Below are 22,639 nucleotides of genomic sequence, written 5' to 3'. Positions count from 1 at the left end.
GCGCCGGGCGCGGCCATGGGAATCCGATCGATCGAGCCTCGATGGAGCGACCCTCGCCCCGCCCGATTAACGACTCGTTACCCATACCACGGCGCGGGGGCGAAGCGGCGGGGGTGCGGCCTTGCTTCCCCCTCCATCACCTGTGCATCACGGAGCCTGAAAAGGAGGGACGCCATGGATCTCGGGCTCAAGGGCAGGACCATTTTCGTCGCCGGCGCCAGCCGGGGCATAGGCCTGGGAATCGTCGAGGCCTGTCTAGCCGAAGGCGCGCGGGTGGCGATTACCGCGCGCGGCGCAGACGCGCTGGAAGCCACGCGAGCGCGTCTGGCGGCCCGATACGGCGACGACGCGCTGTGGGCCATGGCCGGCGACATGCGCGCGACCGACACCATCGAACAGGCCCTCTCCGAGGCCGAGACGGCCCTCGGCCCGCTGTGGGGAGCGGTCGCCAACGTGGGTCTTCATCCCTGCCCGCCGGGCGCAGGCGTGGACGACGACACCTGGGATGCAGGCTTCGCCCAGAACCTCGACTCGGCCTGGCGGCTGGCGCGCGGCGCCTACCGCCGAATGGAGCAGCGCGGCGCGGGGTCGATCCTGTTCATCAGTTCGATCGCCGGCCTGGGGGCGTTGGGTACGCCTCTCACCTACGGCACCGCCAAGGCCGGCATGAACCACTTGGCCAAGGAACTGGCGCGCATCGCCGGTCCGAAGGGCGTGCGGGTCAACGCCATAGCCCCAGGAAACATCATCTTTCCCGGCGGAGAGTGGGAACAGCGGTCGAGCGGCGAGCGGGCCGAGGCATGGAACCGCTGGGTTCGGCGCGAGGTGCCGATGCAGCGCTTCGGCCGGCCGGACGAGATCGGCGCGCCGGCGGCGTTCCTCCTGTCGCCGCTCGCCAGCTTCATCACAGGGGCAGTTCTGCCGGTCGACGGCGGACAGACCCGTTAACGCGGCATTAGGCATACGCGCTATCCTGGCGGCCATGCGTCGAGTCGTGGCCTGCGCCCTGCCTGCAATTCTGACGGCGAGCCTCGCCCTGGCGGGATGCGCCGGCGGCGAGAGGCCGCGCGCGGAGGCGACGGCCTTCACCGACATCCCCTACGCCACCTGGAGCGACTACGAGCCGCCGTACCGGTTCTATCCGGGGGACGAGCTGGAGGTTACGGTGCCCTCCGCGCCTGAGCTCTCCAAGACCGTGACTGTTCAGCCCGACGGACGCATCGCCCTGCCCCTGATCGCCCCGGTGATGGCGGCCGACCGTACGGGGGAGGAAGTCCAGGCGGCGCTCGCGGCCGCCTATTCGCGCGAGCTCCTGCGTCCGGAGGTCTATGTCTCAGCCAAGGCCGCGCCGTTGAAGGTGTTCGTGGGCGGCGAGGTGGGCAATCCCGGCATCTACGACATGGCCGGCGACGCCGACGCCCTGCGCGCCGTCATCCAGGCCGGCGGCTTCAAGACCAGCGCCGACCGCTCCAGCGTGATCATCATCCGCCGCGGGCCGGACGGGACCGGCATGATGCGCCGGACGGATCTGTTGAGGGGGCTCGCGAACCCGACGCAGGACCTGGTGCCGCTGCGCCGCTTCGATATCGTCTACGTGCCCCGCAGCGGCGTGGCCAATGCGGGGCTGTTCGTTCAGCAGTACTTCCGCGACCTGTCGCCGATTCAGTTCGGCTTCAGCTACGCGCTCAACGACCAGAACCCCTGAGGCCCTGGGGGGCGCCTCAGCCGTGGGCGAGCCATTCGCGCGCGGCGCGCTGGGCCTCGGCGACCTCCTCGGAGGCCATCTCCTGGCTCAGTTCCTTGCGGTAGACCTTCGCCTCCATGGAACCGCGCATGGCGGCTAGGTTGAACAGCATGTGCGCGGACACATAGTCCAGCGGCGCACCGCCCTGCCCCGTCGAATAGAGCAGCCCCAGCCGGAAGAGCTCGTCGCCGGTCGCGTTCGGATCCGGCAGCGGCAGGCCTTCGGCGTTCCCCGTTTCAATGCTCGCAGGCATCGTCTTCAGTCCCCTCTCCGATCGCCTCGCGCCCCGTTCTGGAGCTGCGCGCAATCATCCATGGGGCAAGAGAAATCGATCCGGCCTGAACATATGGTTAAGCCCCGCGACGCCTCGCTGTCGCAAGCCTCGCCGCCCGGGCGCAGGCGTGCGAGACGCCGAGCGGACATGTGGCGCTCCCCGGACATGACTGCCGCATTCAGCGTCAGTTCAGGCGGCGGCTCTCATCCTTTGCGGGAGATCGGGGGATGAGCCCGGCCTGCCGGGCAAGACCAGGAGAAGACCATGAAACGTCTCGTCATGAGTCTCGCCGTCGCCGCCGCGGTCGCCGCACCCATCGCCATGTCGGCGAGCGCGGCCCAGGCCGACCCGAGGTGGGATCGCCGGGAGGACCGCTGGGATCGGCGCGAAGACCGCTGGGACCGTCGCGAGGACCGGTGGGATCGGCGTGAGGACCGCTGGGACCGCCGCCACCACGGCCGCTGGGACGGCAGGCGCTACAACGGCTACTACTACCGCAACGCATGGCACTATGGCCCGCCGCCGGCCAGCTACTACGGCAATCCCTACTACCGCCCAGGGTATGTCGCCTGGCGCCGCGGCGGCCGCCTGCCGCCCACCTATCGCGGCTACGTGATCACCGACTACCGCAGCCACCACCTGCGCCCGCCGCCGCGGGGCTACGCGTGGCATCAGGTGGGCGACGACTATCTGCTGGTAGCCCTGGCCACCGGCCTGATCATGGAGATCATCAACAACTAGGCCGAAGCGCTCGCGCAGACGAGGCCCTCCCGGCGCCGGGAGGGCCTCGCACGACCTAGTCGACGCCGAGCTTGGCTTTCAGCAGCTGGTTGACCGCGCCCGGGTTGGCCTTGCCGCCGGTCGCCTTCATCACCTGGCCGACGAACCAGCCGATGGCCTGCGGCTTGTCCTTCACCGCGGCGGCCTGGCCGGGGTTGGCGGCGATCAGGTCCTCGATGATCTTCTCCAGGGCGCCGGTGTCCGACACCTGCTGCAGGCCCTGCTTCTCGACGATTTCCCGCGGGCGGCCCTCGCCGGCCCACATCCGCTCGAACACGTCCTTGGCGATCTTGGAGGAGATGACGTCCTCTTCGATCAATGCGACCAGCTCGGCGATCTCGGCGGCCGAAATGGGGCTGTCGCCGATGTCGTGGCCACCCGCGGTCAGCTTGGCCGCCAGGTCGTTGGTCACCCAGTTGGCCACCAGCTTGGCGTCGCGCCCCTTAGCCGCGGCCTCGAAGAAATCGGCGCGCGCAGCGTCGGACACCAGCACGCCGGCGTCATAGGCGCTCAGGCCGTATTCGCTCTGCAGGCGCGCCTTCTTGGCGTCCGGCAGTTCCGGCAACGAGGCCTCGATCGCCTTCACCCAGGCGGGGTCCAGCTCCAGCGGCAGAAGGTCCGGATCGGGAAAGTAGCGGTAATCGTGCGCCTCTTCCTTCGAGCGCATCGACCGCGTCTCGCCCTTGTTCGGGTCGAACAGGCGGGTCTCTTGGTCGATCGTGCCCCCGTCCTCCAGGATCTCGATCTGACGCCTGGCCTCGTACTCGATCGCCTGCTGGATGAAGCGGTAGGAGTTGACGTTCTTGATCTCGCAGCGCGTGCCCAGTTCGCCGCCGGGCCGGCGCACGGAGACGTTCACGTCAGCGCGCAGATTGCCCTTCTCCATGTCGCCGTCGCAGGTGCCGAGGTAGACAAGGATGGTCCGCAGCTTCTTCACATAGGCCGCCGCCTCCTCGGCCGAGCGCATGTCCGGCCGCGAGACGATCTCCATCAGCGCCGTGCCCGCCCGGTTCAGGTCGACGTAGGTGGCGTTCGGGTCCTGGTCGTGCAGGCTCTTGCCCGCGTCCTGCTCCAGGTGCAGGCGCTCGATCCGCACAGTGAACGTCGTGCCGTCGTCGCGCTCGACGATGACCTCCCCCTCGCCGACGATGGGGTCCTTGAACTGGCTGATCTGATAGCCCTGCGGCAGGTCCGGATAGAAGTAGTTCTTCCGGTCGAAGCGGCTCTTCAGGTTGATCTGCGCCTTCAGGCCCAAGCCGGTGCGCACCGCCTGCTCCACGCAGCGTCGATTGATCACCGGCAGCATGCCGGGCATGGCCGCGTCCACCAGGCTGACCTGCTGGTTCGGTCCCGCGCCGAAGCCCACGGCGGCGCCCGAGAAGAGCTTGGCGTTCGAAGCCACCTGGGCATGCACCTCCAGGCCCAGGACGACTTCCCACGGGCCGGTGCGGCCCTGGATCAGCTTGGTGTTCTCAGTCATGTCCGCCTTCTAGATGGGCTCGCGCGGTTGCGAAAGCCACCCCGATGAAAAGCCTTGCGCGAGCCCCGGCGAAGAGGCTTCCTCGGCGCCGCCCGACACCGGGAAACAAGGAAACGCATCATGAAGAGAACGCTCCTCGCCGGCCTCGCCGGCCTTTCGCTGGCCCTCGGCGCCGGCGTCGCCATGGCCGACGAATCGGCGCCCGCTCCCGCGCCGGCCGCCGCCCACGCCGCGGCCTCCGTCGAGTCCACCCCGATCTTCGAGCTGGTGGACAATCCCGCCACCAAGGCCGTCCTCGACAAGCACGTCCCCGGCGTCGCCGAGCACCCCTCCTACGACATGTTCAAGGGCATGACCCTTCGCCAGGTCGAGCCGATGTCCGAAGGCGTGCTTGACGATGCGAAGCTGACCGCCATCCAGGCCGACCTGGACGCCCTGGCCAAGCATTGAGCCCGAAGGCCGGACGAAGGCCGCCCAGGCCTTCGTCCCACGGCCTCACCACCAGCGCTGCGGCCGGCCCTTGAAGTCCGCGGCCTTTTCCAGCGCCCCGCCCAGTGAGAACAGGGTGCCCTCGTCCAGGGCCCGGCCGATCAGTTGCAGGCCCAGCGGCAGGCCGTTGGCGTCAACCCCGGCCGGCAGGCTCATGCCGGGCAGGCCCGCCAGGTTCACCGTCACGGTGAAGATGTCGTTCAGGTACATGGCGATCGGATCGTCGGCGTTCTCGCCCAGGCCGAACGCCGCGCTTGGCGCCGTCGGCGTCAGCAAGGCGTCCACCTTGCCGAACGCCTGCTCAAAGTCGTCGGCGATCCGGCGGCGCACCTTCAGCGCCTTGAGATAGTAGGCGTCGTAGTAGCCGGCCGAGAGCACATAGGTGCCGATCAGGATCCGCCGCTTCACCTCGGTCCCGAAGCCCTCGGCGCGGGTGTTCTCGTAGGTTTCGGTCAGGTTGGCGCCATCGACCCGCAGGCCGTAGCGCATGCCGTCATAGCGGGCCAGGTTCGACGAGGCCTCGGCCGGCGCGACGATGTAGTAGGCCGGCAGGGCGTACTTGGTGTGCGGAAGCGAAACCTCCACGACCTCGCAGCCGGCGTCCTTCAGCCAGGCGATGCCCTTTTCCCAGAGCGCCTCGATCTCGGCGGGCATGCCGTCGACGCGGTACTCCCTGGGCACCCCGATCCTGAGGCCCTTCACCGACTTGCCGACGAAGCTCGGGAAGTCGGGGGTCTCGACGTCGAGGCTCGTGGAGTCCTTCGGATCGTGGCCGGCCATGGACTTGAGCAGGATCGCCGCGTCTTCGACGGTCCGCGCGATGGGCCCCGCCTGATCGAGTGAAGAGGCGAAGGCGACCACGCCCCAGCGCGAACAGCGCCCGTAGGTCGGCTTGATCCCCACCGTGCCGGTGAAGGCCGCCGGCTGACGGATCGAGCCCCCGGTGTCTGTGGCCGTGGCGCCCAGGCAGAGCTCGGCGGCGACGGCGGCTGCCGAGCCGCCGGATGACCCGCCCGGGGTCAGCGGCGCGTTCGCGCCCTGGCGTCGCCAGGGGTTCACCACCGGCCCGAACGCCGAGGTCTCGTTGGACGAGCCCATGGCGAACTCGTCCATGTTCAGCTTTCCGAGCATCACCGCCCCATCGCGCCACAGGTTGGCGGTGACGGTGGATTCATAGGTCGGCACGAACGGCTTGAGGATGTTGGAGCACGCCGTCGAGCGCACGCCTTCGGTGCAGAACAGGTCCTTCACGCCGAGGGGGGCGCCTTCCAAGGCGCCGGCTTCGCCGCGGGCGCGCCGTTCGTCGGCGGCCTTGGCCATCTCCAGCGCCTTGTCCGGCGTTTCCAGGACGAAGGCGTTGAGGGCGCGCGCGGCTTCCACCGCCTCCACGTGGGCCTGGGTGAGCTCCACCGACGAGAACGACTTGTCGGCCAGGCCGTCCAGGGCGACCTTCAGGGTCAGGGACGTGAGATTGCTCATTACTCGACCACCTTCGGCACCACGAAGAAACCGTCGACGCTCTTGGGCGCGTTGGACAGCACCCGGGCCGCGTCGCCGCCGTCGGTCACCACGTCCTCGCGCATCGGCAGCGGCATGGCCACCGCCGAGGTCATCGGCTCGACGCCGTCGGTGTCGACCTCGTTCAGTTGCTCGATCCAGTTCAGGATGCCGGACAGTTCCTTCGCCAGCGGCTCGAGCCGGTCCTCGGCCTCGGCGATGCGCGCAAGTTTGGCGACCTTGCGAACGGTCGCCGCGTCGATGGCCATGGGGCCCTCCTCATACTTCGAGGCAGGGGTTAGCCGTGTGGGGCCGCCTTTGACAAGCGCCGGCCGAGAAAAGGCGCTTTAGTCGCCGTCCGACGCCTCGGCCAGCCGCGCGGCCAGGGCCTGCATATCCTCCACGAACCAGACGTGCCGCCCCTTGTTGGATTCATGGACGAAGTCCCGCAGGGCGCCGCTCCGTGCGAGCGGAGCAGAAAGGTCGCCGACAATCGCCAGGCGAACGCGGTAGTTCACGAACTTCTGGATCATCTCGCCGGCGACGCGGCTCTCCAGGCGAAAGAAGTCGTTCCCAAGGCGCTCGACCGGCGCGGCGACCCATCCGGCTCCCTGCGCCATGGCGAGGCCGATGAGGTCGAGCGCGTCGGCCTCGCCGCACAGGACCGAGCCCTGCGCCGGGCAGACGAGCACCCGCTGTCCCCCCATGACCAGCAGCTCGGGGCTCATGTGCGGACCGCCTTCAGGAACCGATGGATCGCCTCGGCCTGCCCGGTGATGAAATGGCCGGCGTCCTCCAGCCACAGGACTTGCGCCGTCGGCAGGTCCGCCAGCCGGCGACGGATCGACGCGGTGTCGATCAGGACATCCTGGCCGCCGAGCACCGCCAGGATCGGCATCGACAGCGCGGCGAGCGCCGCGCCCGATGCGATCGGGATCTTCACGATCCGCGGCCGCACGTGCCGCATGGCGAGACCAAGGAAATCAAGCAGACGCTGCTGGTCCGCGCCGAGCTTCGCCGGCGGCGGCCCCAGGACCTTGTCGCGCAGCCGGCGATGGCCCAAGGGACCGAGCAGCAGCAGTGGCCAGAATTTCGCCAGGACGTTGACCTGCGGGCCGATTCCGGCCGGCGCGATGAGGACCAGCGCCTCCACGCGCCCTGGACGGCGGATGGCGTAGTCGAGGGCGAGCCAGCCGCCAAGGGAGACTCCGACGAACGCCGCGCGGGCGACGGCGAGCCCGGCTAGGATGTCGTCGAGCCAGAGCGCATGGGCTTCGCCCTCGAGATCGAGGCGGACCGGGGCGCTCAGCCCCGGCTCGCCGATCACGTCGACAGCGAACACCCGGAAATCGGCCGACCAGGCCGCCGCCTCGAACATCCAGCTGGCGGCATTGGTCTGCGCCCCGTGCAGAAGGACAAGCGGCGGCGCCGCCGCCGGCCCGCTGGCGATGACGAAGGTCTCTCCGGCGCGGGTCGGAACGCGAAGGGATTCACACGGGACCGGCCAGTGGGCAAGGAGGTCCGCATAGGCCGCCGCCACCGCCTTTCGTCCGGCCTCCGACTTGTAGGCCGGGTTCATCGGCGCCTCTCCGTCCACGCGCCGATCAGGCGCAAGAAGTCGGCGCACGCCGCCACCTTGCCGATGACGACGATCTTCATGCGCTCGCGCGGCGGGTCGTAGATTGTCTCGACCCGCAGGGAGCCCTCCCCCGGCTTGTGGGCGTTGGCCGACGCCATGGCCAGATTCGCCAGCCGGATCGCCGCCTCGCGGTCCAGTTCCTCCACCTCGACGATGCAGGAGGCTTCCGGAGCGCGGACGGCGGCCAGGCCCGCCGCCCCAGGGCCAAGGAAGGCCTCCAGGTCGCCACGGGTTATCCGGTACTGCTTCCCGATCTTCTGGGCTCTCAGTCGTCCCGTTCGGACGTAGCCGCGCACGGTGCGCACGTGCAGGCCGAGCCGCTCGGCCACCTGTTCTACCGAATAGAGTTCCTGGGTCATCTGCGCCTCCCCGTGAAGGGTATACCCTATTGCTCCCTATTTCGAGTCCAATAGGGTCGTTTTCGGAGTTCCCCCGCGGCCGGCTTCGCGGCGGGGCGTCCCCGGGCTAAGGAAGAGCCATGGCCGTCGTCCAGCTTACTGAACTCGCTCCGCTGCTCCCCCGCTTCGGCGCGCTCGTGGGGCTGGATCTGGGGGAGAAGACCATCGGGCTCGCGGTGTCCGACGCCACCCGCACAGTGGCCACGCCGATCAGGACGATCCGCAAGACGAAGTTCACCCAGGACGCCGAAGCCTTGTTCAAGGTGATGGACGAGCGCCAGTGCGCGGGGGTTGTCATCGGCCTGCCGGTCAACATGGATGGAACCGAAGGCGCGCGATGCCAGTCCAACCGCGCTTTCGCCCGCAATCTCCTGCGCTTGCGGCCGGATCTTCCGATCGCCTTCTGGGACGAGCGCATGTCGACCATGGCGGTCAATCGGGTGCTCATCGAAGAGATGGACGCCAGCCGCGCCCGCCGCGCCGAGCTGGTGGATTCCATGGCCGCCGGGTGGATCCTGCAGGGGGCGCTGGAGCGCCTCCGCGCGCTCGGCGGCTGAGGCCTTCCCTCCCCGCGCAAAGCCGCCTATGACGCCGCTTTGATGAGCGCGCTTCCCACCGGAATGACCGAGGTCCTGGCCAGGACCTTCCCGTTCCCCCGGCGCCATTTCCTGTCGGTCGTGGATCTCAACCCGGTGGAGGTGAACGACCTCCTGAATCTCGCCGACGGCTTCGTGGCGCTCAACCGCCAGACCTCGAAGAAGCTCGACCTGCTCAAGGGTCGGACCTTGATGAACCTGTTCTTCGAGGCCTCCACCCGCACCCAGAGTTCCTTCGAGCTGGCCGGCAAGCGCCTGGGCGCGGATGTGGTCAACATGAGCCCGCGGTCCTCGTCGATCTCCAAGGGGGAAACCCTGATCGACACCGCCGTGACCCTGAACGCCATGCAGCCGGACCTGCTCGTGGTGCGCCACGCCTCCTCCGGCGCCGCGAGCCTCCTGTCGCAGAAGGTCACCTGCTCGGTGGTCAACGCCGGCGACGGTCAGCACGAACACCCCACCCAGGCTCTCCTCGACGCCCTGTCGATGCGTCGGGCCTTCGGCCGCATCGCGGGCCTGAAGGTGGCGATCTGCGGCGACGTGCTGCACAGCCGCGTGGCGCGCTCGAACGTCGGCCTTCTGCAGATGATGGGCGCCGAGGTCCGCCTGGTCGGCCCGCCGACCCTGATGCCGTCGGAGGCCGACCGCTGGGGCGTGCAGGTCTTCCATGACATGCGCAAGGGCGTCGCCGGCTGCGACGTTGTCATGATGCTGCGCCTGCAGCTCGAGCGGATGGACGGGGTGATGGCGCCGTCCCAGCGTGAGTATTTCCGCTTCTACGGCCTGGACCGCGAGAAGCTGGCCTACGCCGCCCCGCACGTGCGGGTGATGCACCCGGGCCCGATGAACCGCGGCGTCGAGATCGATTCGGACGTGGCCGACGACCTTTCGGTCAGCCTGATCCAGAACCAGGTTGAGATGGGTGTCGCGGCCCGCATGGCGGTGCTGGCCTCGCTCGCCGCCCGCCTGGAAAACGCCTGATGGCGGAGCTGACCTCGGTCTGCGTCTTCTGCGGCGCCAACTTTGGCCGGCGCCCGGCCTACGTGGAGGCCGCCCGCGCGTTCGGCGAGCTGGTCGCCCGTCGCGGCCTGCGGCTCGTCTACGGAGGCGCCGACGTGGGCCTGATGGGCGCCTTGGCCGACGCCGCCCTGGAGGCCGGCGGCGAGGTGGTCGGCGTGATGCCGCAGGCGCTGATGGCGCGCGAGATCGGCCACCCACGGATCAGCCGCCTCGAGGTCGTGCCCGACATGCACACGCGCAAGGCGCGGCTGGCCGAGCTTTCCGACGCCTTCGTCGCCCTTCCGGGGGGGATCGGCACCATGGAGGAAGTCTTCGAGGTCTGGACCTGGGGCCAGCTGGGCTTCCATCGCAAGCCCGTCGGACTGCTCAACGTGGCCGGCTACTACGACGCCCTGTCGGCCTTCTTCCGGCACGCGGTTGCGGAGGCCTTTCTGCAGGAGGCGCACCGCGACATGCTCGTCGTCACCGACGACGCCGACGCCATGCTGGACACGCTGGCCGCCTATGAGCCCCCGCTCGTCGAGAAATGGATCGGACGCGCCCAGCTATGACCGCCCGCCCCGTCGCCTTCACGAACGTCCGCCTGGTGGATCCGGCATCAGGCTGGGACGGCCCGGGCACGCTGCTGGTGCGCGACGGGCGGATCGCCGAGGTCGCGCAAGGCCATGACCTCGGAACCCTGGGCGCCGACGTCGAGGTGATCGACGGCCGCGGCGCCATGCTGTCCCCAGGCCTCGTGGACATCCGCGTGAAGTCGGGTGAACCGGGCGCCGAGACAAAGGAGACCCTGAAGTCCGCCTCCCGCGCCGCCGCGGCCGGCGGCGTCACCTCAATCGTGCTGCAGCCTGACACCGATCCCGTGGTGGACGAGCCCTCTGTGGTGGACTTCATCCTACGCCGCGCCCGCGACATCGAACTGGTGCACGTCTACCCCGCCGGCGCGGCCACCAAGGGCGCCAAGGGCGAGCGGATGGCCGAGATCGGCCTGATGCGCGAGGCCGGCTGCCTCTATGTCACCGACGCCGACCGGCCGATCGTGAACTCCAAGGTCCTCCGGCGGGTGCTGGCCTACGCCAAGGGCTTCGATACCCTGGTCGCCCACCGCCCGGCGGACCCGTGGCTGGGGGCCGGCGCCGCGGCGACCGAAGGCGAGTTCGCCGGGCGCATGGGCCTGCCGAGCGTGCCGCCGGCGGCCGAGAAGATCATGCTCGAGCGCGACCTGGCGCTGGCCGAACTCACCGGCGGCCGCCTGCTGGTCGACCAGATCACGACGGCCTGCGCCCTGGAAAGCCTGGAGCGGGCCAAGGCGAAGGGACTTGGCGTCGTCGCCACCACCTCGATCAATCACCTGTCCTTCAACGAACTGGACATCGGCGACTACCGAACCTTCCTGAAGTGGGACCCGCCCGTGCGCGGCGAGAGCGACCGCCAGGCGACCATCCAGGCCTTGGCGACGGGCCTCATCGACATCGTCGTCTCCGCCCATGCGCCTGCCCCGGCCGAGGACAAGCGCCTGCCCTATGACGAGGCCGCGCCCGGCGCCGTCGGTCTGCAGACCCTGCTCCCCGCCCTCCTCGCCTTTCATCATGACGGCCGCATCCCGCTCATCGACCTCGTCCGCTGCGTCACCCAGAGGCCGGCCGACCTGCTCGGCCTCAACGCCGGACGGCTGAGCAAGGGCGCGCCCGCCGACCTGGTGCTCTGCGACCTCGATGCGCCCCAGGTGATCGACGCCGCCGCCCTGATCTCCAAATCGAAGAACTCGCCGTTCGACGGCCGCCGCCTGCAGGGGGTGGTGCGCATGACGTTGGTGGACGGCCGCGTGGTGCACAGCGCCTGACCTCCGCCCGCTAAGCGCGCTGGCGGCCGATCGGCCTAGGCGCTAGGACTCGGCGCACATCAGGGGGACACGCCTATGTTCGAGAACCTCACCCAGCTCCAGCTGGCCGTCGCCCTGGGGGGCGGCTACCTGCTGGGCTCCATTCCCTTCGGCGTCATCGCCACCAAGCTGGGCGGCGCGGGGGACGTGCGCAACATCGGCTCGGGCAACATCGGGGCCACCAATGTCCTGCGCACCGGCCGCAAGGACCTAGCGCTCATCACCCTCCTGGGCGACGGCGGCAAGGGCGCCCTGGCCGTCTTCCTGGCCTGGTGGTTCACTCGCGACGCCGGCGAGGCCGCCCAGGCCGTGCTAACCTCCCTGGCCGGCGGCGCGGCGTTCCTGGGCCACATCTTTCCGGTCTGGCTCGGCTTCAAGGGCGGGCGCGGGGTGGCCACCTTCTTCGGCACCCTGCTCGCCGCCGCCTGGCCCGTCGGGATCCTGGCCGGCCTGGCCTGGATCGCTTTCGCCGTGATCTTTCGGATCTCCTCGCTGGCCGCCCTCGCCGCGGCCGCCCTGGCGCCGGTGTTCGTGTTCATGACCGACCGGCCGCATCCGATCGCCGTGCTGGCGGTGTTCATGGCGGTGCTGATCTACATTCGTCACATCGACAACATCCGGCGTCTGCTCAAGGGCGAGGAGCCGCGCATCGGCGACAAGAAGAAGGAACCGGCCCCGGATCCGGCCGCGTGACACCGTCGCTGTCCGACGCCGAGCGCCTGGCGTGGCTGCGCCTGGCGCGGACGGAGAATGTCGGGCCGGTCACCTTCGACCAGCTCGTCTCGCGGTTCGGCGACGCCTCGAGCGCCCTCGCCGCCATTCCCGACCTCGCCCGTCGCGGGGGGCGCACGGCCGGGCTGAAGATCCCCTCCGAAGACGAGGTCCGGGCTGAGCTTTCCGCCGGCGAGGCGATCGGGGCGACGCTGGTCTGCGCCTGCGAGCCTGCGTTTCCCCAGGCGCTCGCCGCGCTGGATCCCCCGCCCCCGGTGATATGGGCGCTCGGCCGCGCCGAGTTGCTCGACCGCTCCGCCGTCGCGGTGGTCGGCGCCCGCGTCGCCTCGGCCGCCGGCCAGCGCTTCGCACGGGGCCTCGCGGCCGACCTCGGCCAGGCCGGCCACGTCGTGGTCTCCGGTCTAGCGCGCGGCATCGACGGCGCGGCGCACGAGGGCGCCCTTCCCTACGGCACGATCGCCGTGCTCGGCGGCGGCGTCGCCGACGTCTATCCGCCCGAGCACCGCGAGCTCCATGCGAGGATCGCCGAGATGGGGTGCGTGGTCTCGGAAAGCGCGCCCGGCTGGAAGGCGCAGGCCCGCGACTTTCCTCGGCGCAACCGCATCATCTCCGGACTGTCCCGCGCCGTCGTCGTCGTCGAGGCCGAAATCCGGTCCGGCTCCCTCATCACCGCGCGCCTGGCCGCCGAGCAGGGCCGCGAGGTGCTGGCGGTGCCCGGCTCGCCCCTCGACCCGCGCGCCAAGGGGACGAACGACCTGATCCGCCAGGGCGCGGCCCTGTGCGAGGGCGTCGAGGATGTCCTGCGGGCCCTTGAGGGGCTGTCAGGCGTGCGGGAGCGCGAGCGCCGCTACCTCGCGCCGCCAACCGCCCGCGACCTGGACGAGGGCGAGGCGTCGGCCCTCGGGGTCAGGATCGCCGAACTCCTGTCCCCCACCCCGGTCTCACGCGACGAGATCGTCCGGTCCACATCCGCCAGCGCCGGCGCGGTCGCCGCCGCGCTGGTGGAGCTGTCGCTTGCGGGCCGAGCTGAGCTGCTGCCGGGCGGGTGGGTGGTTCGCGGCGAGCCCTGATCGCGCCGCGCGCGAACTCAGCGACCGCGGGTATCGGATGCGCCGTTGACAGGGGGCCTCGCCCGCCACACCTTTCGCGCCCTCTCGTTTCGGGCGATCCGCCCGCGGATTGTCCAAAGACAGCGCATGAACGTCGTCGTCGTCGAAAGCCCCGCCAAGGCCAAGACCATCAACAAATACCTGGGCTCGGACTTCACGGTCCTGGCGTCGTACGGCCATGTCCGCGACCTGCCGGCCAAGGACGGCTCGGTGCGCCCGGACGAAGACTTCGCTATGTCCTGGGACGTCGACGCCAAGGCGGCCAAGCGTCTCAACGATATCGCCGAAGCCGCCAAGGGCGCCGACAGGCTGATCCTGGCCACCGACCCGGACCGCGAGGGCGAAGCGATCTCCTGGCACGTGCTGGAGGTGCTGCAGAAGAAGCGCGCCCTCAAGACGGCCAAGGTCGAACGCGTGGTCTTCAACGCCATCACCAAGTCGGCGGTGACCGAGGCGATGAAGCATCCGCGCCAGATCGACATGGAACTGGTGGACGCCTATCTGGCGCGGCGGGCGCTCGACTATCTGGTGGGCTTCACGCTGTCGCCTGTGCTGTGGCGCAAGCTTCCGGGCTCCCGTTCGGCCGGGCGGGTCCAGTCGGTGGCCCTACGCCTGATCGTCGATCGCGAGATCGAAATCGAACGGTTCAGGACGCAGGAATACTGGACGGTCGAAGCCGACGTCTCGGCCGGCGGCGACCCGTTCCTGGCGCGCCTGGTCAAGCACGAAGGCAAGCGACTCACCAAGTTCGACCTCGCCGACGAGACCGCCGCCCAGGCCGCCCAGGCCGCGGTCAAGGCCGCGAGCTTTCGCGTCGCCGCCGTCGAGAAGAAGCCGGGCAAGCGCTCGCCCGCCCCGCCCTTCACCACCTCGACCCTGCAGCAGGAAGCCGCCCGCAAGCTCGGCTTCTCCGCGCAGCGGACCATGCAGGCGGCTCAGAAGCTCTATGAAGGCGTGGACATCGGCGGCGAGACCGTCGGCCTGATCACCTACATGCGGACCGACGGCGTCCAGGCCGCGCCGGAGGCGATCGACGAGGCCCGCCAGGTCATCGCCGGGCTCTACGGCAAGGACTATGTTCCCGACGGCGCGCGCATCTACAAGACCAAGGCCAAGAACGCCCAGGAGGCGCACGAGGCGATCCGTCCGACGAGCCTGGCCCGCAATCCCGGGTCGCTGCGCCTGGATCCGGACCTTGGCCGCCTCTACGAGCTGATCTGGAAGCGCATGATCGCGTCCCAGATGGAAGCCGCCCGTATCGAGCGGACCACCATCGAACTGGAGAGCGCCGACGGCCGCACGGGCTTGCGGGCCACCGGCCAGGTCGTCCTGTTCGACGGCTATCTCGCCGTCTACGAGGAGGGCCGCGACGACGCCGACGACGAGGAAGGCGGGCGCCTGCCCCAGGTGCGAGAGGGCGCCGACGCCCGCGTCCTGGCCGCCCGCGCCGACCAGCACTTCACCGAACCGCCGCCCCGCTACTCCGAAGCCAGCCTCGTCAAGAAGATGGAGGAGCTCGGCATCGGCCGCCCCTCGACCTACGCCTCGATCCTGACCGTGCTGCGGGACCGGGCCTATGTCAGGATGGAGAAGAACCGCTTCATTCCCGAGGACAAGGGGCGGCTGGTCACCGCATTCCTGGAAGAGTTCTTCAGGAAGTACGTCGAGTACGACTTCACCGCCGATCTGGAAGGCAAGCTCGACCTCGTCTCCGCCGGCGAACTCGACTGGAAGGCGCTGCTGCGCGAGTTCTGGAACGACTTCCACGCCGCCGTGGGCGGGATCGCCGAGCTGCGCGTCACCAATGTGCTCGAGGCGCTGAACGAGGCCCTGGGTCCGCACATCTTCCCCGACAAGGGCGACGGGGTCGATCCGCGCGTCTGCCCCACCTGCGGCTCGGGCCGCCTGTCGCTGAAGACCGGCAAGTTCGGCGCGTTCATCGGCTGCTCCAACTATCCCGAATGCCGCTACACCCGACCGCTGGCGGCGCCGGACGGCGAGGAGGCCGAAGCCCAGAACGGCGACCGCGAACTGGGCGTCGATCCGGAAACCGGGCTGACCGTCTTCCTCAAGGCTGGACGCTTCGGCCCCTATGTGCAGCTCGGCGAGGGCGAAAAGCCCAAGCGCTCCAGCCTGCCCAAGGCCTGGCCGGCGGCGGCCATGGACCTGGAAAAGGCGCTGCGACTGCTGCGCCTGCCCCGGGAGGTCGGCGTCCATCCCGAAGACGGGGAGAAGATTCTCGCCGGGATCGGCCGCTACGGCCCCTTCGTCCAGCACAACGGGACCTACGCCAATCTCGACAACGCTGACGAGGTGTTCGAAGTCGGGCTGAACCGCGCGGTGGACCTGCTCGCCCAGAAGCGTGCGGGCGGCAAGGGCCGGCGGGCCGAGGCGGCGGCGCTCAAGGAACTCGGCGCGCACCCGGGGGACGGACAGCCGGTGCGCGTGCTGTCAGGCCGCTACGGCCCCTACATCAAGCATGGCTCCACCAACGCGAACGTGCCGAAGGGAACCGATCCCCAGGCGATCACCCTCGAGGAAGCCGTCAAGCTGATCACCGAACGGGAAGCCAAGGCCGGCGGCGCTAAGAAGAAGCCCGCCAAGGCGGCCAAGCCAGCCGCCAAGGCCAAGGCGAAAGCCGCCCCGAAGGCGAAGAAGGCGCCGGCCAAGAAGGCCGCAAGCGCCTAGGGGCGGCGCCATGACCCTGACGCTGAAGGGCTTCACGGTCAGGGGCTATCGTTCCCTTCGTCGGATCTCCTATCCGGTGTCCCAGCTCGACGTGTTTGTCGGGGCCAACGGAGTCGGCAAGTCCAACCTGTTCCGCTCTCTGGCCCTGGCCCGGGCGGCCGCGGACAACAGCCTGGGCCGCGAGCTGGCCGCCGAGGGCCTTCGCTCGGCCCTGTGGGCCGGCCCGCGGCGCCGGGACGAGCCGACGGGTCTGGAGCTGTCGGTGGATCTCGCCGCTGCGGGCGCCGCCGGCCATTTCAGGTACGAGGTCAGCGTGGGCTTTCCCGCGCCGACGGCGGGCGCCTTTCCAGGAGAGCCCCAGGTCAAGACCGAAAGCCTGAGCTACGTCACCCGCGCCCGCGCCCATCGGCTGGTGGACCGCAAGGGCGCGTCCGTCATGGTCCGCGACGGCTCCGGCCGCCCCGGCGATCTCGACATCGACGTCCTGCCCTCGGAGACGATCCTCGGCCGCCTGGAAGACCCGGCCAACCACCCGGAGCTCGACCAGGTGCGCCGCACGCTGCTGGAATGGCGGCTCTATCACGACCTGCGGACGGACCCTGCCTCTCCCCTGCGCCGCCCCTGTGTGGCCGTCGCCTCGCCCACCCTCGACGCCGACGGATCCAACCTCGCGGCGGTCTTCGCCACGCTCTCCCAGATCCGCCAGGACACCGCCGACCTGGACCGGGTGATCGACCACGCCTTCCCCGGGACCCGGCTCGTGAGCGAGGCCGAGGGCGAAGCCCGCTTCGCCCTGACCTACCCGGACTTCCCCAACCGTCTGTTCCAGGCGGCTGAACTCTCCGACGGCACCCTGCGTTTTCTGGCGCTGGCCGGGGCGCTCATGGGCTATCGCCTGCCGCCGTTCATCGCGCTGAACGAGCCGGAGACGAGCCTGCACCCCGACCTGATGGAACCTCTCGGCGAAATGATCGTCGAGGCCGCACGTCGCACGCAGGTGTGGCTCGTCACCCACTCGGAGCGCCTGGCCGCGGTGATCGCCCGCTCGGGCGAGGGCGCGGTGCGCACCGTGGTGAAGGCGGAAGGCGCCACGACCGTGGAGGGCCTGACCTTGATGCGGACGTTTCGCGACGAGGACGACTGAGCCGCCTCCATTTGCCCGTCCCTCTGCGCGCATTCCGCGTTAAGAGAGGGCGATGGCCAAAGCCCGTACGCCCAAATCCGAACGCTTCGCGACGAAGACGCCTTCCGCCCGTCCGCCGCAGGGCCTGCCCGACCGCGAAACCCTGCTCGCCTTCATTCGCGACGCCGGTGAGACGGACAAGGCCGAGATCGCCCGCGCCTTCGGCCTGAAGGGCGCCGATCGCAAGGCCCTGCGCGAGATGCTCCGCGAGCTCGAGGAGAGCGGCCGCCTCGGCAAGCGCGGGCGCAAGGGCTACGCCGAATCCGGCGCCCTCCCCCCCGTGGGCGTCGTCGACGTCGTCGAGCGGGACCCGGACGGGGACCTCTTCGTGCGCCTCACCAAGGGCGAGGACGCCCCCTTGGTGCGCCTGGCGCCGGCGCGCCGCGAAGCCGCGGCGGGGGCTCCCGGCCTGGGCGACCGTCTGCTGGTCCGCTTCGAGCCCCTGGAGACCGGGGAAATCGAAGCCCGGCTCATCAAGCATCTGGGTCAGAGCGCGCACAGAATCCTCGGGGTGGTGCGCAAGATGCGCCGCGAGGTGCGGGTCGAGCCCGTGGATCGCCGCTCCAAGGAAAGCCTGGTGCTTCCCGAGCACGAGGCCGCCGACCTGAAGGACGGCGATCTGGTCGTCGCACAGGTCGGAACCGCCCACCGCCGATACGGACCGCACCACGGCAAGCTCCTGGAGGTCGTGGGCCGCGAGGACCAGCCGCGCGCCGCGTCCCTCATCGCGATCTACGCCCACGGCGTGCCCACCGGCTTCCCCGCCGAGGCTCAGGCCGAGGCTGAAGCGGCCGAGCCGCCTACCCTCGCCGGCCGCGAAGACCTGCGGGACGTTCCGCTGATCACCATCGATCCAGCGGACGCGCGCGACCACGACGACGCCGTATTCGCCGAGCCGGACCCTGACCCCAAGAACCCCGGCGGCTGGATCGTTTGGGTCGCCATCGCCGACGTCGCCGCCTACGTGGCCTCCGGCTCGGCTCTCGACCGCACGGCGCGCGACAAGGGCAACAGCGTCTATTTTCCCGATCGCGTCGAGCCGATGCTGCCGGAGCACCTTTCCAACGGGCTCTGCTCTCTTCGTTACGGCGAGGTCCGGGCCTGCCTGGCCGTGCGGATGGTGTTCGGCGCCGACGGCCGCAAGCGCTCCCACAGGTTCGTTCGCGGGCTCATGCGCTCGGCCGCCAAGCTCGCCTACGAACAGGCGCAGGCCGCGGTCGACGGGGCGCCGGACGAGACGACCGGGCCCCTGCTCGACCCGATCCTCAAGCCCCTTTGGGACGCCTACGCCGTGATGAAGAAGGGCCGGGACGCACGTTCCCCCCTCGCCATCGAGAGCCTGGAGCGCAAGATCGTCATCGGTCAGGACGGCCAGGTCGCCTCCATCACGCCTCGGGCCTCGCTGGAGGCGCATCGGCTGATCGAGGAGTTCATGATCCAGGCCAACGTCTGCGCCGCCGAAAGCCTGGAAGCCAAGCGCACGCCGCTGATCTATCGGGTCCATGATGCGCCGAGCCAGGAGAAGCTCCAGTCGCTCTCCGAGTTCCTCGGCACCCTCGGAATCGCCTGGAGCAAGGGCGAAGCCATTCGCACCGACCGTTTCAACCGCCTGCTCGACCAGACCCGCGAGGGGCCGCACGCCGACATCGTCAACGAGGTCGTCCTGCGCACGCAGATGCAGGCTCACTATTCCACCGAGAACATCGGCCACTTCGGGCTGAACCTGCTGCGCTATGCGCACTTCACCTCGCCGATCCGCCGCTATGCCGACCTGGTCGTCCACCGCGCCCTGATCCGCGCGTTGCGCCTGGGCGACGACGGGCTGTCCGAACGGGACATCGCCCAGATGAAGGACACGGCCGAGCGGATCACCTACGCCGAGCGTCGGGCCATGGCCGCCGAACGCGACGCCACCGACCGCTACGTGGCGAGCTTCCTGGCCGACCGCGTGGGGGCCGAGTTCGCCGGGCGGATCACCGGCGTCACCCGCTTTGGCCTCTTCGTGCGCCTGGCCGACACCGGCGCCGACGGGCTCGTGCCCGTTTCCGATCTGGGCGGGGAGTTCTTCGTCCACGACGACCGCGCCCATGCCCTGGTCGGCGAACGCACCGGCGCGCGCTGGCCGCTCGGAATGAGCGTCGAGGTCCGCCTGCGCGAGGCCACGCCGCTCACAGGGGGCCTGCTGTTCGAGATGCTGAGCGATCCCGCCCCGCCGGATCCCACCGCCCCACGGCCGCGCCTGGGCGTGCGGCGCAGGGCCGAGGCCCGGCGCGGCGGCCCGCCGAAGGGCGTGCGTCGGGGCAAGCGCCGCTAGTACGGCTCACGCCGCCGCCAGCGGGTCGGGCACGGCCTCGAACATCCCTCGGGCGATCTCGCGCTCGCCGAGCACGGTGCGATCGGCGCCCAGGCCCTGCAGATGCTCGGCTTCGGCCACCGAGTGGGCGCGGGCGACGATCTCCAGCGCGCCGTTGGCGCGGCGCGCCTGCTCGACCACCTGTCCCGCCTCGAACCCGTCCGGGATCGCCAGATAGAGCTTGCGCGCATGGGCCACGTCTGCCTCCTCCAGGGCCCGGCCCTCGGCCGCGTTCCCCCAGATGGTGGTCAGGCCGGCCGCCTGCGCCTCGGCGGCGACCCGGTCGTCATCGTCGATCACCACCACCCGCTCGCCGGCCATGATCAGCCACCGGGCGAGGGGCGCCCCGACCCGGCCATACCCAACGACGATCGCGTGTCCTTCGGGCGCGGCCGCGCTTTCGACCGGGGCCGGCGCCTTGGCCTCGGCGGCCGGCTTGGCGCGCCCCACCATCAGGGCGAAGATCAGCGGGTTCAGCATGATCGAAAGGATGGCGGCCGCCAGGACCAGGTCGCGCCCCTCCGGCGGCAGGAGCCCGAGGCCCACGCCGAGCCCGGCCAAGATGAACGAGAACTCGCCAATCTGGGCGAGGCTGGCGGCGATCGTGAGGCCCGTGCCCGCCGGGTGTCCGAACAGCCGCAGGATCGCCAGGGCCGCCAGCGACTTGCCGACGATCACGATGGCCAGCGTCGCCGCCAGGGCCAGCGGCTGCTCGACCACCACCGCCGGATTGAAGAGCATGCCCACCGACACGAAGAACAGGACCGCGAAGGCGTCGCGCAGCGGCAGGGTCTCCTCGGCGGCGCGCTGGCTCAATTCGGATTCCGCCAGGATCATTCCCGCGAAGAAGGCGCCCAGGGCGAAGGAGACGCCGAACAGCGCGGCGGCGCCGAAGGCGACCCCCAGGGCGATCGCGAACACGGCCAGGCGGAACAGCTCGCGCGAGCCGGTGTGAGCCACGTAGTGCAGCACCCAGGGAATGACCCGGCGCCCGACGATCAGCATGAAGGCGACGAAGCCGGCGACCTTGGCCAGGGTCAGGGCCAGGGGCCGTCCCCAGCCGGACCATGGATCGGCGACGGGACCGCCCTGCAGCGCGCCGGCCACCGCCGGCAGCAGGACCAGCGCCAGCACCATGGCCAGGTCCTCGACAATCAGCCAGCCGACGGCGATCTTCCCGCGCTCCGTCTGGACGATCCGCCGCTCCTGCAGCGCCCGCAGCAGGACCACGGTGCTGGCGACGGAAAGCGACACGCCAAACACCAGGCCGCCCCCGATCGGCCAGCCCAGCAGAACGCCCAGTCCCGCGCCGAGCAGGGTCGCCACGACCATCTGGACGACCGCCCCGGGGATCGCGACGGCGCGCACCGCCATGAGGTCCTTGAGCGAGAAGTGCAGACCCACCCCGAACATCAGCAGGATCACGCCAAGCTCGGCCAGCTGGTTGGCCAGCGCCTGATCGGCCACGTAGCCAGGAGTGAACGGCCCCACGAGCACGCCGGCCATTAGGTAGCCCACCAGCGGCGACAGCCGGAGCCGCTGGGCCAGCGCCCCGAGGATGAAGGCCCCCACGAGACCCGCGACTATGGTGGCGATGAGCGGCGTGTGCTGGTGCATGTGCTCCCTTGGGTTTTGCGACGCAGGATCAACCTAGCCGACACGGCTCAGGTTTCACGGTCACGGCCGTGTTATTCCGCCGCCTTCGCCCCGGCTGATTGACGTAAGGGCGCCCTTTCCAGGGGCTCCGCCGAGGTCATACACTTGTTTCATGACCGACGCCGTCCTCGCCCGCCGCGCCCCCGAAGGCCCCATTCGCAAGCCCGGCGTCCGCGCCGTCCGCCCCCGCGACGCCGCCACCCTCCTCATCGTGCGGCGCGACGGTCCCAAGCCGCAAGTGCTCATGGGCAAGCGCCATGGCGGCCACAGCTTCATGCCCAACGCCTGGGTCTTCCCCGGCGGACGTGTCGACCGCGCCGACTTCCGCGCCCCGCACGCCACCGACCTTGATCCCGACACGGCCGCCCTGTTCACGGCCCACGGCAAGGGTCCGCGGGGCCGCGCCCTGGGCCTGGCGGCCATCCGAGAGACCTTCGAGGAGGCCGGCCTGCTGCTCGCCCGCCCGTCCGAGCCGCGCCCCGCCGCCGGCCCCTGGCGCGAGTTCGTCGGCCAGGGAGCCCTGCCCGATCTCGCCGCCCTTCAGATCATCGCCCGCGCGATCACCCCGCCGATGGTCGCCAAGCGGTTCGACACCTGGTTTCTGATGGCCGACGCCGAGCGGCTGATCAGCCTCGACCGCCAGCCCGACTGCGGGGAACTCGAGGAGATCGCCTGGGTCGACTTCGAAGAAGCCCTTGGCCTGAACCTGCCGACGATCACCCGGATGGTCGTCAAGGAAGCGGCCCTGCGGCTGGACGAGCCGAACCGCCCCCGCCCCTTTGCGCGCTTCCGCCGCGGCGAGAACTTCACGACGGAATACCTCTAAGACCCCTGCCGCATTGACTTTGCGGCCGCGATTCGTATTGTCCGCGGCTCTTTCGAACACCTGCCGGCGCGTTCCGCTTCGCCGGCCCGCGAGGACCGACCATGGCGAAGCCCGCTTCCATCAAGATCCGCCTGAATTCGTCGGCGGACACCGGCTTCTTCTACGTGACCAAGAAGAACGCCCGCACCAAGACCGACAAGCTCGTGCTGAAGAAGTACGACCCGATCGCGCGCAAGCACGTCGAATTCCGCGAAGGCAAGATCAAGTAAGGCGACCGTCGTCCGAGGATCTCCGAA

23 protein-coding genes are annotated in these 22,639 nt (G+C 70.0%); 15 read left to right on the top strand and 8 right to left on the bottom strand.

Going from position 1 to position 22,639, the window contains the following annotated elements:
* Window positions 1–174: 174 nt before the first annotated feature.
* Together ACK4YQ_RS11285 and ACK4YQ_RS11280 are read left to right on the top strand one after the other, a co-directional pair.
* Window positions 175–948 (top strand): SDR family NAD(P)-dependent oxidoreductase, encoded by a 774-nt coding sequence (locus ACK4YQ_RS11285; RefSeq protein ID WP_409611406.1) that lies wholly within the window; start codon window positions 175–177, stop codon window positions 946–948.
* A 34-nt stretch (window positions 949–982) separates the two neighbouring features.
* Window positions 983–1,705, top strand: a complete 723-nt coding sequence (locus tag ACK4YQ_RS11280) for a polysaccharide biosynthesis/export family protein (protein ID WP_409611404.1) — start codon at window positions 983–985, stop codon at window positions 1,703–1,705.
* A 16-nt stretch (window positions 1,706–1,721) separates the two neighbouring features.
* On the opposite strand, the gene ACK4YQ_RS11275 is transcribed toward ACK4YQ_RS11280, so the two are convergent.
* Window positions 1,722–1,997, bottom strand: coding sequence for a sel1 repeat family protein (locus ACK4YQ_RS11275; RefSeq protein WP_409611402.1), 276 nt, complete (start codon window positions 1,995–1,997; stop codon window positions 1,722–1,724).
* 285 nt (window positions 1,998–2,282) lie between these two features.
* Here ACK4YQ_RS11275 and ACK4YQ_RS11270 point away from each other — a divergent pair, with 285 nt between their 5' ends.
* On the top strand, window positions 2,283–2,759 hold the full coding sequence (locus tag ACK4YQ_RS11270) for an RcnB family protein (protein WP_409611400.1): 477 nt from the start codon (window positions 2,283–2,285) through the stop codon (window positions 2,757–2,759).
* A 55-nt stretch (window positions 2,760–2,814) separates the two neighbouring features.
* Here ACK4YQ_RS11270 and gatB read toward each other — a convergent pair whose 3' ends face one another.
* Entirely contained in the window at window positions 2,815–4,278 is a 1,464-nt protein-coding gene (gatB, locus tag ACK4YQ_RS11265; protein WP_409611398.1) for an Asp-tRNA(Asn)/Glu-tRNA(Gln) amidotransferase subunit GatB, read from the bottom strand.
* Window positions 4,279–4,398: 120 nt separating this feature from the next.
* Here gatB and ACK4YQ_RS11260 point away from each other — a divergent pair, with 120 nt between their 5' ends.
* Window positions 4,399–4,728, top strand: coding sequence for a hypothetical protein (locus ACK4YQ_RS11260; RefSeq protein WP_409611396.1), 330 nt, complete (start codon window positions 4,399–4,401; stop codon window positions 4,726–4,728).
* 45 nt (window positions 4,729–4,773) lie between these two features.
* Here the strand turns inward: ACK4YQ_RS11260 and gatA are convergent, their stop codons facing one another.
* From gatA to ACK4YQ_RS11235, 5 genes are all read right to left on the bottom strand, one after another.
* Window positions 4,774–6,246 carry an Asp-tRNA(Asn)/Glu-tRNA(Gln) amidotransferase subunit GatA gene (gatA, locus tag ACK4YQ_RS11255; protein ID WP_409611394.1) on the bottom strand — a complete coding sequence of 491 codons (1,473 nt, stop codon included), beginning with the start codon at window positions 6,244–6,246 and terminating at the stop codon, window positions 4,774–4,776.
* Complete coding sequence (gatC, locus tag ACK4YQ_RS11250) at window positions 6,246–6,533, bottom strand: Asp-tRNA(Asn)/Glu-tRNA(Gln) amidotransferase subunit GatC (protein WP_409611392.1); 288 nt, start codon at window positions 6,531–6,533, stop codon at window positions 6,246–6,248. Before gatC ends, gatA begins: the two co-directional genes overlap by 1 nt.
* Before the next feature lie 78 nt (window positions 6,534–6,611).
* A complete protein-coding gene (locus ACK4YQ_RS11245; protein WP_409611390.1) occupies window positions 6,612–6,992 on the bottom strand; it encodes a DUF4180 domain-containing protein in 381 nt (126 codons plus the stop codon).
* Complete coding sequence (locus tag ACK4YQ_RS11240) at window positions 6,989–7,843, bottom strand: alpha/beta fold hydrolase (RefSeq protein ID WP_409611388.1); 855 nt, start codon at window positions 7,841–7,843, stop codon at window positions 6,989–6,991. Before ACK4YQ_RS11240 ends, ACK4YQ_RS11245 begins: the two co-directional genes overlap by 4 nt.
* Complete coding sequence (locus ACK4YQ_RS11235; RefSeq protein ID WP_409611386.1) at window positions 7,840–8,262, bottom strand: helix-turn-helix domain-containing protein; 423 nt, start codon at window positions 8,260–8,262, stop codon at window positions 7,840–7,842. The genes ACK4YQ_RS11240 and ACK4YQ_RS11235 overlap by 4 nt, the downstream gene beginning before the upstream one ends.
* A gap of 119 nt (window positions 8,263–8,381) precedes the next feature.
* Between ACK4YQ_RS11235 and ruvX the strand changes: the two genes are divergently transcribed.
* The 9 genes from ruvX (at window position 8,382) to rnr (ending at window position 19,822) form a co-directional block, all read left to right on the top strand.
* Entirely contained in the window at window positions 8,382–8,858 is a 477-nt protein-coding gene (ruvX, locus tag ACK4YQ_RS11230) for a Holliday junction resolvase RuvX (protein ID WP_409611384.1), read from the top strand.
* A gap of 42 nt (window positions 8,859–8,900) precedes the next feature.
* Window positions 8,901–9,878, top strand: coding sequence for an aspartate carbamoyltransferase catalytic subunit (locus tag ACK4YQ_RS11225; RefSeq protein WP_409611382.1), 978 nt, complete (start codon window positions 8,901–8,903; stop codon window positions 9,876–9,878).
* Window positions 9,878–10,468: a TIGR00730 family Rossman fold protein gene (locus ACK4YQ_RS11220; RefSeq protein WP_409611380.1), complete on the top strand. Its 591-nt coding sequence runs from the start codon at window positions 9,878–9,880 to the stop codon at window positions 10,466–10,468. Before ACK4YQ_RS11225 ends, ACK4YQ_RS11220 begins: the two co-directional genes overlap by 1 nt.
* The gene (gene pyrC, locus ACK4YQ_RS11215; RefSeq protein ID WP_409611378.1) at window positions 10,465–11,757 is read left to right on the top strand and encodes a dihydroorotase; all 1,293 of its coding nucleotides are present in this window, start codon (window positions 10,465–10,467) and stop codon (window positions 11,755–11,757) included. Before ACK4YQ_RS11220 ends, pyrC begins: the two co-directional genes overlap by 4 nt.
* 75 nt (window positions 11,758–11,832) lie before the next feature.
* On the top strand, window positions 11,833–12,489 hold the full coding sequence (plsY, locus tag ACK4YQ_RS11210) for a glycerol-3-phosphate 1-O-acyltransferase PlsY (RefSeq protein ID WP_409611376.1): 657 nt from the start codon (window positions 11,833–11,835) through the stop codon (window positions 12,487–12,489).
* Entirely contained in the window at window positions 12,486–13,598 is a 1,113-nt protein-coding gene (gene dprA / locus ACK4YQ_RS11205) for a DNA-processing protein DprA (protein WP_409611374.1), read from the top strand. The genes plsY and dprA overlap by 4 nt, the downstream gene beginning before the upstream one ends.
* A gap of 126 nt (window positions 13,599–13,724) precedes the next feature.
* Window positions 13,725–16,325, top strand: coding sequence for a type I DNA topoisomerase (gene topA, locus ACK4YQ_RS11200; RefSeq protein WP_409611372.1), 2,601 nt, complete (start codon window positions 13,725–13,727; stop codon window positions 16,323–16,325).
* 10 nt (window positions 16,326–16,335) lie between these two features.
* Window positions 16,336–17,469, top strand: coding sequence for an AAA family ATPase (locus ACK4YQ_RS11195; protein ID WP_409611370.1), 1,134 nt, complete (start codon window positions 16,336–16,338; stop codon window positions 17,467–17,469).
* Between the two features lie 52 nt (window positions 17,470–17,521).
* Window positions 17,522–19,822, top strand: coding sequence for a ribonuclease R (gene rnr, locus ACK4YQ_RS11190; RefSeq protein ID WP_409611368.1), 2,301 nt, complete (start codon window positions 17,522–17,524; stop codon window positions 19,820–19,822).
* Between the two features lie 6 nt (window positions 19,823–19,828).
* Here the strand turns inward: rnr and ybaL are convergent, their stop codons facing one another.
* Window positions 19,829–21,478: a YbaL family putative K(+) efflux transporter gene (ybaL, locus tag ACK4YQ_RS11185; RefSeq protein WP_409611366.1), complete on the bottom strand. Its 1,650-nt coding sequence runs from the start codon at window positions 21,476–21,478 to the stop codon at window positions 19,829–19,831.
* A gap of 151 nt (window positions 21,479–21,629) precedes the next feature.
* Between ybaL and ACK4YQ_RS11180 the strand changes: the two genes are divergently transcribed.
* Together ACK4YQ_RS11180 and rpmG are read left to right on the top strand one after the other, a co-directional pair.
* Entirely contained in the window at window positions 21,630–22,343 is a 714-nt protein-coding gene (locus tag ACK4YQ_RS11180) for an NUDIX hydrolase (protein WP_409611364.1), read from the top strand.
* Window positions 22,344–22,444: 101 nt separating this feature from the next.
* On the top strand, window positions 22,445–22,612 hold the full coding sequence (rpmG, locus tag ACK4YQ_RS11175) for a 50S ribosomal protein L33 (RefSeq protein ID WP_111529313.1): 168 nt from the start codon (window positions 22,445–22,447) through the stop codon (window positions 22,610–22,612).
* Window positions 22,613–22,639: the final 27 nt, after the last annotated feature.

It is taken from the genome of Phenylobacterium sp., from assembly GCF_046291545.1.
GTDB lineage: Bacteria > Pseudomonadota > Alphaproteobacteria > Caulobacterales > Caulobacteraceae > Phenylobacterium.
The sequence above is the reverse complement of the archived record's forward strand: the minus strand, read 5'-3'. Positions and strand labels throughout refer to the sequence as shown.